Source organism: Actinomadura darangshiensis (genome assembly GCF_004349235.1).
In the GTDB taxonomy this organism is placed as follows: Bacteria; Actinomycetota; Actinomycetes; order Streptosporangiales; family Streptosporangiaceae; genus Spirillospora; species Spirillospora darangshiensis.
Window position 1 is genome coordinate 1 of the sequence record NZ_SMKY01000315.1, and the last position, 10,120, is coordinate 10,120.

The following is a 10,120-nucleotide window of genomic DNA, read 5'->3' on the forward strand; positions in this document are numbered from 1 at the left end:
TCCCCGCCCCTCCCCTCACCGACGACGCCATCACTCTGCGCCCCTGGCACAGACCCGACGCGCCGCAAACGTTCGCCGCCCGCACCCTCCGCCTAATGGCGCAATGGGCGTTCGGCGACCTCTCCACAGCCACCATCGTTGACGCGATAAGGGTTTGAGTTCCATCCAGACGATGAGCACCTCGCGTCCGGGCCGTCGAGGCGGACGGCACGAAGGATGGCGAACGCCACCACGGATATGAGCGGCAGCTGCGCAGTTCAGGGGTTGGCAAAGCGCGCCCGCGCCGCAGTGCGTGTAACGCCGCCGCGCAGCACTCTGCTGGACGGGTCGTCCGGGCGTAATACCGTCGCGGTATGAAGCTGCTGTCGGTCAACGTGGGCAAGGCGCGCCACAACCCTTGGATGGCCCCCGCTCTGACAGGTATCGACAAGCACCCCACGGACCGTCCGGTGATGGTCACCGCTCCCGGCGGCCCTCAAGGCAGCGGCGCGGTCGGCCTCGCAGGCGACCGCACCTACGGTAGACACCACGGCGGCCCCGACCAGGCCGTCTACGCCTACGCCCGCGAAGACCTCGACGTCTGGGAAGCCGAACTTGGCAGGCCATTGCGCAACGGCGTCTTCGGCGAGAACCTCACTACGACCGGCATTGAGGTGAACGAGGCCCTGATCGGCGAGCGCTGGCGCGTGGGCAGGCACGTCATCCTGGAGACCTCCAGCTTCCGGATTCCCTGCGGAACGTTCCAGGGCTGGCTGGACCGAACCGGCTGGATCAAGAGGTTCACACAAGCGGCCAAGCCGGGCGCCTATTTCCGCGTCATCACGGAAGGACGGATACACGCCGGCGACCCGGTCGAGATCGTGCACCGTCCAGACCATGACGTGACCGTGGCCCTGGCCTTCCGCGCGCTCACGCGAGAGCCCGCCCTACTGCCACGACTGGCGGCCGCCGAAGCGCTCCCCGAAGACATCAAGGAGATTGCCCGCAAACGCCTTTCTGGCCGTTCGGGCTGAGTCCGCCCAATCGGCGAGCGTTCACGATCAGGCGTAGCGGGGGTTGGTGGCGTGCCATTCGAAGCCGCCCCCCATCCAGGCTCGCAGTCCCCGCAGGAAACGCTGGAGTTCCGGGGAGGGAATGGACGCGAGCTCCCGATGCCCGGCCTCGAAGTCGCGGACGAGGTCGTTGTGGAGCGCCACGGTGATCTCGGTCGCCTCCTCGACCGAGCAGTCCCGATCGGCGGCGATCAGCAGGACAAGGTTGCAGACGGGGTTCTCGTCCGCGGCGTCCTTGGCCACCGAGTGCAGATCGTTGACGATGACGCTCGCGGTCCCCGCCTGGAAGGCGGCACGGCGGACGCGCGGCTCGTAGTACAGGTGGGCCGGAACCTCGTAGCCGCCGACGACGTCGATGAGCGTCATGGACGTGTAGAAGCTGTCGTGCTGGCGCGCCGCGAGATACTCCCAGGCCGGCGGATGCTCCCCGGTCTCCCGCCATGCCGCGTAGGCCGTCCAGCTCACGAACATGGCGAAGGTCGAGTAGCAGACCCGCTGGACCTGCGCGTCACTGGCATGACGGCTGAGGTGGTCGACGGCCGAGCCGAGCATCCTGAGAACCAGGTCGTTCTGGAGGGCCTCGTCCAGCGGAGGGGTGAGGTCCCCCACGGACGGGACCGGGTCCATCGCCGACATGACCAGGGTGAGGCGCGGCGGTAGCAGCTTCGGCACCGCGCCCAATGCGGTGTCGTCGGCGTAGTAGTCGTCCGCGGCCCACCAGGCGGCGTTCAACTGCGCGGCGACGAGCAGGGCATCGGGATCGTCGGTGTCGGGATGGGCGAGGGTGACCAGCCGTCCGAACGCGGCCTTCTTCAGCGCGTCGAGCTCCTCGTCCTCGAACCCGCAGTCCCGCGCCCAGGAGACGAGCCGGGCGTCGACCTCACCGGCCAGGCCGTCGTCGGCGCGCTCATGAACCGGGCAGTAGAGCGGTGCGTGCGATCCGTCCCCCCAGGGACGTTCGACGTAGCCGGGGCCCGGGACCGGGTGCGTCCCGCCGAGGAGGTCACCGTGGGGGATCTCGCGGCTGGGACGCGCGGCCGCGATCAGCGCCGGCAGGAACGCCGCGCCGGTTCCCAACCCGGTCGGCCCCGGCCGCTCGTCCGCGGGCAGAACCGTCGTGGCGCCGCTGCATGGGCGACGCGCCGCGGGCACGCTCGGCGCGGATCGATCTTCCATGGGCGGCCTCAGATCCGGTCGGCGGCGATGAGCAGGTACTGGAAGCCGCCGTCGCGGTACGCCTCCAGGAACGTGTCCTCGATGCCGGTGGCGACCGACGACTTCTGGCGCAGCTCCCAGTACGGGATCGTGTCGGCCGTCAGGTCGATGACACTGGCGGGCACGAGCCGGTTCGCCGCCATCGCGCGGAAGTAGGCGCTGCGCGGATGGATGTCGCACACGTAATGGGCGTTGATGGCGGAGACCGCCTTCGACGGAAGCCCGTACACGTCGTTGTAGCAGCCGGTGATGGTGACGTACCTGCCACCGCGTGCGAGGAGGCGCGAGTGCGCCGCGAACAGATCGTCCAAGACCACGTACATCGTCGACTCGTTGTTCCAGATCGCCTGGAACGCGCCCGCCTCGAAGCCGGTGTCGAGCATGTTCTTGAAGTGATACCGGACCCTGTCGGAGACGCCGCGCTTCGTGGCCTGGGCGTTGGCGAAGTCCACCTGGGTCTGGGAGATGGAGACGCCGTCGACCCGGCAGCCGAACGCGGCGTTGGCCATGATGCTGGACCCGCCCCGCCCGGACCCGGCGTCCAGCAACCGGTGCCCGGGCCGGACGTCACCGAGGTTGCCGAGCAAGAACTGCGCCTGCGCGTTCTCCAGCCGGTGCAGCTCCGCGATGATCGCCTCCTCCCGCTTGTCCTCCGCCACGTCCAGGACGGACCAGTCGACCTCGCCGATGCCGTAGTGGTGGTGGTACGTCCCCGACACGTCCCCCAGCCGCAGGTTGACGGGGTTGCGCTCGGCGTTCCAGTAGTTGGCGACGTCGTTCTGGTACACGCTGGCGATGGCCGTCATATGAGGTGGTCCCTTCGCTGGACGTTCCGAGCTGACCGAACAAGAGCAGCGACACCCCGCCCTCCGCTGCGCTAAGTCACGACCTGGAAACTAACCGTGATCACACAGCTTCTGAAGTGGACCGCCCAGCACAGAAGCCACCACCCCCGGTCACGCCAATGTCACACCCCAGACACCCACCGCGCGTCCGGCATCAGGATGAGACGGGATCGATGGGGGGATTGCGGGCGGCCCAGCTGAGAGTGGGATCGGTCGGCGTAGAGGACGCCGGCAGCACCCAGCCCTGCGTCCAGGAGACCGGCGGCACCGGGCAAGGTGATCCGCCCGCCTGGTTGCCGACCAGGCGAAGCGACATGGCCCGGTCACGCCGCTCCGGAGACAAGCCCTCGGCGAGCCAGGACCTCGTAGCCGGCTGACCCGGCCAGGTCGGGCGCAACTGGTCGTCAGGCGACGCAAGCCAGGTGCCCAGTAGGTAGCAGAACTTCCACACACCCCATTTGAGAATGGATCGAGCAAAGATCTGAAAAGCGTGGCATAGCGCCCGCTGGTCCGAACACATTCCGGCCGAACGGACGAGCGGGGGCGTGGGACATGTCCGATGAACGGGTCATCGATGCTCAAAACGCGTACATCTGGGACGGCTGGGGGACGTGCCTGTCATGGTGGGCGAATACCGAGTTGGGCGGCCGCGACGACCTGGCCGCCGCCCTGTTCGGCTTGGACGGCGTCAGAGTCGGGGCCACAGGTGGGGAGATAGAGCTTCCCGGACTGGGGCTGAACATCGTGCGCTACAACCTGGGCGCCTGCACCTGGACGGACGGATCGGCAATGATCGAGTCGCCCGCCATCGTCCGCCGCAAGCAGATCGAAACATTCTGCGACGGCGACGAGTGGGACTGGAGTGCCGACGCCAACCAGCGGACCATGTTGTCGAAGGCTCGTGATGCCGGCGCTGACACCTTCGAGATGTTCTCGGTGTCGCCGCCGTGGTGGATGACGGTCAACGGGAATCCCTCCGGCGCCGAGCAAGGCGATCAGGACAACCTGGCGTTCCAGCATCAGAAGGCGTTCGCCCAATTTATCGCCGTGGTAGCCAAACATGCCCGCGACCAGTGGAAAATTCGCTTCACCTCGGTCGACCCGTTCAACGAGCCGTCACTCAATGCCTGGCACGCGCAGCAGAACCAGGAGGGCTGCCATTTCACCCGCGGAGCACAAGAGGCGGTCCTCGAATGCCTGCGCGGCGCACTGGACGAGCAGGGTCTCGACGATGTGCTGATCGCCGCGTCCGACGAATGCCATTACTCGAGCGCAGCCGACACCTGGCGGAACTTCAGCGAAGGCACCAGACGGCTGATCGGCCGCGTCAACGTGCACGCGTACGAGCGCGACGAGGATTGCCGCAGCCGCGCCAAGCTCCGCGAGGCCGTTGGCGAAGGAACACCCATATGGCAGTCGGAGTACTCAGAGGGCGAGCCTGACGGACTGTCGATGGCGCTGAGCATCAGCCGTGACGTCCAGCATCTCCGTCCCCGCGGATGGGTCTGCTGGCAGCCGGTGGAAGCGCTTGACTGGGGGCTCCTCGACGGTGAATACGACGACCAAACCCCCAACCCAAACGGTGGAGCCAAGGGCACGCTCAAGGGAGAAGTCGACGGCGTCAACACCAAGTACTACGTTCTCGCCCACTACACCCGCCACATCAGGCCAACGATGCGAATCCTCCAGTCAGGCCACACCAACACCGTCGCAGCCCATGACGCAACCGCCCGACGACTGGCCTTGGTCACCGTAAACGACAGCGCGCAGCAAAGTGTCACCTACAACCTCAGGCAACTGGCCGAGGGCGAACGCATAGCCCGCGTATGGGTCACCGATGCAACCAACGCCCCGAACGCACGCCGATACGCAAAGGACACTGATATCTCCCTGCGAGACGGAATACTCACACTGACCCACGACCCGAACACGGTCACAACCATAGAAATCGACGAAGTCGAGATCTGAAAAGCGGGTACCAAGAGACTGCCAGCCAGGTGCTCGCCATTACTGCCGAATAAGCAGGCCGGAACCGCCGTTGTCACTCAGCGAGCCCTGGTGATAGACCATGCTTCGCTATTCGACCTGCGCCCCGCCGAACTCGTGCAGCCCAAACGCCGGAGCCGGCCGAGTCGGAGCAGTTGCGCAAGGAAGCGCGACCCGACAAATACACCACCGGCCACACCGGGCCCGACCAGGACGGACATGCCACGTAGCGGTCACTGGCCGCTGTCCCACTTGACTTGACACTCACCCGGGACGCTGCGGCTCACACGTGCGGTGAAACGGATCAAGGAGCGCGGCATGAGCAACGGTCCGAGGATCCGCATCGTGCTCAGCGAACTGACAACGGCCAAGTCACGGCGGATCCTTGACCTTGTCACTGTGACAAGGTTTTGAATCGAGGATGGAGGTGGTCCAGAAGTGGTCCAGAAACATGACAACCAGATCGCGTCGCGGCTGAAGACAGCGTTGGAGGCTGCGACGTCATCGGTGCGGCTGCAGGTGGCGCTGACCGCCGGCATGCATCCCGCGCCCGAGTACGTCGAGGTCCTGGTGGAGCAGTGCGGTGTCGAGCCGGACTTCTACGTGCGTGACATGCTGACCTGGGCGCTCACGCAGCACGATGCGGCTTCCGTCGTCGATCGGCTGCTGGTCGAACTCAAGTCCGAAACGGCGCAGGCCCGAAGCCAGGCTCTGCATACGCTGTCGAAGATCGGTGATCGGCGCGTGTGGCCCGCGATCACAACCGGCCTCCTGCAGGATGAGGACGACGAGGTCGCCCGCGCTGCATGGCGTACGGCGGCCGGACTCGTCCCGGAGGGTCGTGAAGCCGATCTCGCTGAGACGTTGTCGACCCAGTTCAACCGGGGAGATCGCGATATGCAGCTGAGCCTCAGCCGCGCCTTCGTCACTCTCGGGCCGGCGGCGGCGTCCGTTGTCGAGCGAGCGAAGGCCGATCGTGACGACGGTGTGCGCACCCATGCCATCGCCACCGAGCACCTGATACGAAATCCCGACGCAGGATTCGACGCTGCGATCGAAGAAGCACACCGGATCACCGCGCTTCTTGGTGCACCGGCCACCGAGGCGTGAGCGAATGCGGATCGGCGAAGTCTCTGAACGGTCTGGCATCAGCACCCGGATGCTGCGCCACTACGACCGGCTCGGGCTGGTGTCGCCGACCGAGCGCACACCGGGCCGGTACCGGGAGTACTCGGAGCAGGATGTCCGTCGCCTATTCCATGTGGAAGGTCTCCGCTCGCTCGGACTGAGCCTGCACGAAATCGCGGACGTACTCGCTGACCTCTCGTTCAGCCCGGCATCGATGGTTGAACAGCTCATCACGCGTACCAACGACCGCCTCGCCCGCGAGGAGGAACTGCTTCGCCGACTTGACCAAGTGCAAGCAAGCGACCCCGCCGCATGGGCCGACGTGCTGCGCGTCATCGGACTGATGCGCGGACTCGACGCCAACGACGCCTCGGCACGTCAACGCCTCGCCCTGTCACTCGCAGGCGAGCAGGATCACGAGGCCGTCCCTCTTGCCGAAGCGGCGCTTGAAGAGGCCGACCCCAATGTCGCCGGCGCGCTCTACTGGGCTTTGGCACGGACCGGCGACCGTGCGCTCCCGGTTCTGGTGGAGGCTCTGAACTCTCCGATCGCCGATCGGAGACATCGCGCGGTGGCGGCGCTCGAAAAGATCAACTCACCACGGGCTTCCGCCGCCCTCGCCGGGGCCTTCCGCCATCCGGATCCGCTGGTAAGCCGACGAGCCGTACTCGCGCGCGGCACACGAGGCCAGGCCGACGCCATCCCCGCACTCGTTGCCCTGGTCGTCGAGGGGCGCGACGATGTCGAAGCCGCTGACGTGCTTGGGACGCTCGCTCGCCATCACGGTTGCGGAGGCGAGGTTGCGAACACGATCGCTAACGAACTCGTCGGAGCAACGCCCACGGCTCGCCAGCGCCTCGCGGCTTCCCTCGCAGAGATACCCGGTCCGCACGCTCAGACGATTTTGACCACGCTCTCAAGCGACGTCGATCGCAATGTCGCCCTCACCGCGTCATTCGTGCTCAAGGCACGGCACCCCGACGACTGAATGTCGTCCGACTCCCGCGAGCCCTTTCAATCCTCAGGTTGGACCGGCCAGATGGCTCGGCCTGCGGGCAGCACCACCTGCGGTGGCCAGGTGTCGACCTGGACAACGCGTCCGCGCGCAGTTCGGCCTCGTTCATCGCGAGGGCCTTGAGGCGACGTCTACGCCGGACGGATGGGAGCGCGTTGAGCATGGCCCGGCCGATCGCGACGACGAGTAAGCCCTCGACGCCCTAGTGACGTCCCTCGCTGACGTAACCGAACACCCCTGAGACGCCGTGGCCCTGGCCAATGACGAGCCCGAATATGCCTCCCCACCGGAACGGGCAAGCTCGTACCGCTCGGAACCCTCGATCGTTGGCAGGTTCCGCGCCGCCTCAGCCTGCGGGTAACTGACCGGGGTCTGCGTGATGCCCCGTCCCCGTGAGCGACTGGGCGCGCGGCGTGGCCGCTGTTGTTCTCCCGCCTTCTCCCCGGCCCCGACAAAGACCCGGACTGAGCGACGGACAGGTTCCGTTAAGAGGCGGGCTTCCCCGATTCCAAAGGAGCGCGAAGCGCTTTTGATGGGTTCTGGCCGTCGCTATCCTAGCCAGGCGGGCTCGGGGGGAGCCCTGCACCTTTCCACTCCAAGCGGCAACATCTCGGACCACGACCAGGCCGTGTCCCTAGACCGGGATCAACTCGCTCACTTTGCTCGATTATCCGGATAGAGAAACATGTTTACGAGCGTGGTGGCTAGTCTCCTGCCGAACGATCGCGAGGGCTCGGCATGGTCGAAGCACAGGCGTTGGCGACGCCGTATCAGGTCCAATTCTACGCGGGGCAGAACGCTGAGTTACATCAATGTGAGCATCGCGGTGACGCTGGAACGCCATAAGGCGGTCGCACGATTTCGTACTGGACCACCGGCGGACGGGCCCCAGCCCATGGTGATAGCCGAGCACGGTCTATCGCCGTTGGCGCGGGCCTCGGTGAACTGGCGCTCCACAACAGGGCTCACCTGGCGAAATGTGGCTACGGCTTACAGCCACAGATCGCTAGGCGAGCCCTGTTAGTTCATCAGGTTCCGGTGACCTTTGTATAGTCGTTCCAGATGTAGCCTTTAACGCCAGTACAGCAATCCGAGTGCCACCACAGGTTTCCGGAACTGTTCACGCAACGCTTGTCGACACGGAAGATCTGCCCGTACTTCCACGTGGCTATCACCCTGGATGACCCCGAATAGCTGCTGTGCACCGGAGCCGTGCCGGAGATGACTCCCCTCATGTGCGGCGTCCAGTCCGTGCACCCGGCCATGATCCCGGCGCCCTTTTCGTTCGCCGCTGCGCTCGGAATGGCGACCACAACAGGCGCCACGACCACGGTAATCGCCGCGGCCGCAATGGACAGGACTCGATTGCCCGTCATTCGCATTTCGAGCTCCCTTCGGGGGGATCTTGGTTGAGTTGATCATCGGCCTGCCATGATCGTTTGTCAATACCCAGGAAGGTTCGTTCCAATGATTCGGCCTGCCCGCCGCGACGGAGAAAATCCGGAGGGCGTCCCCGCCTGGCTGCTGCAGCGCGTCGAGGCGATCATCTGGACGTTTCAAGCGTCAGCTCGGCATGGAACGCCGTCTGATGCCGTAGGCACCCCAAGGGCGGCGGAGCCGTCTGCCGGACGGGCTGCGCCCCTCTGCGTGATCACGCCCAAGCGGCGCCGAGGGGCCAGCGGGTGCGTCGCCTATGCGCAGTCCGGCACTCGCCGTCCGGTAACCGGCGCCCACGCCCGCCGCTTGGACGGGCGCGCGGCGCGGGGAGTTGCACAACCTCCGGTGGCGGGACGTCGACGAGTCCTGGAAGGGCACGGAAGGCGAGTACGTATTCACTACCGGATGGGGTGAGCCCGTGCACCCGGACACCGTCTCGTTCCTTATGGCCGTGCTGATCAAAGGGCACAACGACGGTGAGGACGTCGAGCCGCTTCACGGCCTCCGGCACGTCCACGCGACGACTCTGCTCCTGGCGGCCGTCCCAGTGCACGTCGTGGCCGCGCGGCTCGGGCACGCCGACCCGGGATCACGCTGAGGGTCTATGCGCACGTCGTCAGCGGGCAACTCTCCGAAGCGGCGACGATCTCCACGGGGACGGTGGACGGGGTCGCGTAGCCGCTGCTGCAAGCAAACCTGCTAGCAAAAAGGCCTCTTCCGGCAGTGGAAGGGGCCTTTGGGGTGGGAGCCGGCGAGGGGACTTGAACCCCCAACCTTCTGTTTACAAGAAACTGGCCTACCCATGATCGTCTGCGTTTCCGCAGGTAGGCCCATGTGCGCGTGGTCGCTGGTGCCAGCAGCCGTAAGCCTCCGTTGCGGTACTTCCGTGCTGTACTTTCCAGTCCGTGACGGGCTGGCAGACGACCGTCCACCGGTGGCGCCACCGCTTCGAACGCCCGGCTTGCGCCCTCTAACGGACGGCACACCCGTAGACTCATGACGAGGGCTGGCAAGGACACTGAGCGCCGAGGAGGGGTGTCATGACGGCTGAACCACTGAACCACGATCATGACCCGCTCGACCCGGAGGACATCCTCCGCCGACTGCCCCATGACGAGCGAGAGCGGTTCATCCGGGACTACCGCAGCGCCCTCGACGCCGCACACGAACTCTGGCGCTACCGCCAACTCCAAGAGGTCCTCCGCCTCTGGCACATGCGGGCCACCGCATACGCCCGCCCCGACTTCGCCGAACGAGCACAGCAGGCACGCACCGGCAACCCGGCCGTCTTCACTGCCGCTGAAGAAGCGATCCCTGAGCTTCCCCCCGTAGCACGGACACCCGATCTGAGTTGACCTTGATCAACTTGGGAAGGAAGTGTCTCGTGCCACCACCTCACCCGCCGGAGTTCCGGCGTCGCGCCGTCGAGCTGGCCCGTACCG

At 66.1% G+C, this 10,120-nt stretch carries 9 protein-coding genes; 6 read left to right on the forward strand and 3 right to left on the reverse strand.

The window, feature by feature from the left end; all coding sequences use genetic code 11:
- The first annotated feature begins 353 nt into the window (after window positions 1-353).
- Window positions 354-1,013 carry an MOSC domain-containing protein gene (locus E1293_RS39450; protein ID WP_132204002.1) on the forward strand — a complete coding sequence of 220 codons (660 nt, stop codon included), beginning with the start codon at window positions 354-356 and terminating at the stop codon, window positions 1,011-1,013.
- A 27-nt stretch (window positions 1,014-1,040) separates the two neighbouring features.
- On the opposite strand, the gene E1293_RS39455 is transcribed toward E1293_RS39450, so the two are convergent.
- Window positions 1,041-2,228, reverse strand: a complete 1,188-nt coding sequence (locus E1293_RS39455) for a family 2 encapsulin nanocompartment cargo protein terpene cyclase (RefSeq protein WP_243717241.1) — start codon at window positions 2,226-2,228, stop codon at window positions 1,041-1,043.
- Between the two features lie 8 nt (window positions 2,229-2,236).
- The gene (locus tag E1293_RS39460; RefSeq protein WP_132204004.1) at window positions 2,237-3,073 is read right to left on the reverse strand and encodes a geranyl diphosphate 2-C-methyltransferase; all 837 of its coding nucleotides are present in this window, start codon (window positions 3,071-3,073) and stop codon (window positions 2,237-2,239) included.
- Between the two features lie 591 nt (window positions 3,074-3,664).
- Between E1293_RS39460 and E1293_RS39465 the strand changes: the two genes are divergently transcribed.
- The 3 genes from E1293_RS39465 (at window position 3,665) to E1293_RS39475 (ending at window position 7,214) form a co-directional block, all read left to right on the forward strand.
- Window positions 3,665-5,080 carry a glycoside hydrolase gene (locus tag E1293_RS39465; protein ID WP_132204006.1) on the forward strand — a complete coding sequence of 472 codons (1,416 nt, stop codon included), beginning with the start codon at window positions 3,665-3,667 and terminating at the stop codon, window positions 5,078-5,080.
- Window positions 5,081-5,536: 456 nt separating this feature from the next.
- The gene (locus tag E1293_RS39470; RefSeq protein ID WP_132204008.1) at window positions 5,537-6,208 is read left to right on the forward strand and encodes a HEAT repeat domain-containing protein; all 672 of its coding nucleotides are present in this window, start codon (window positions 5,537-5,539) and stop codon (window positions 6,206-6,208) included.
- 4 nt (window positions 6,209-6,212) lie between these two features.
- Window positions 6,213-7,214 carry a MerR family transcriptional regulator gene (locus tag E1293_RS39475; RefSeq protein WP_132204010.1) on the forward strand — a complete coding sequence of 334 codons (1,002 nt, stop codon included), beginning with the start codon at window positions 6,213-6,215 and terminating at the stop codon, window positions 7,212-7,214.
- Window positions 7,215-8,269: 1,055 nt separating this feature from the next.
- On the opposite strand, the gene E1293_RS39480 is transcribed toward E1293_RS39475, so the two are convergent.
- Window positions 8,270-8,623: a hypothetical protein gene (locus E1293_RS39480; protein WP_132204012.1), complete on the reverse strand. Its 354-nt coding sequence runs from the start codon at window positions 8,621-8,623 to the stop codon at window positions 8,270-8,272.
- Window positions 8,624-9,096: 473 nt separating this feature from the next.
- Between E1293_RS39480 and E1293_RS39485 the strand changes: the two genes are divergently transcribed.
- Window positions 9,097-9,276: a hypothetical protein gene (locus E1293_RS39485; protein WP_207939363.1), complete on the forward strand. Its 180-nt coding sequence runs from the start codon at window positions 9,097-9,099 to the stop codon at window positions 9,274-9,276.
- Between the two features lie 442 nt (window positions 9,277-9,718).
- Window positions 9,719-10,033: a DUF6247 family protein gene (locus tag E1293_RS39490; RefSeq protein WP_207939364.1), complete on the forward strand. Its 315-nt coding sequence runs from the start codon at window positions 9,719-9,721 to the stop codon at window positions 10,031-10,033.
- Window positions 10,034-10,120 lie beyond the last annotated feature (87 nt).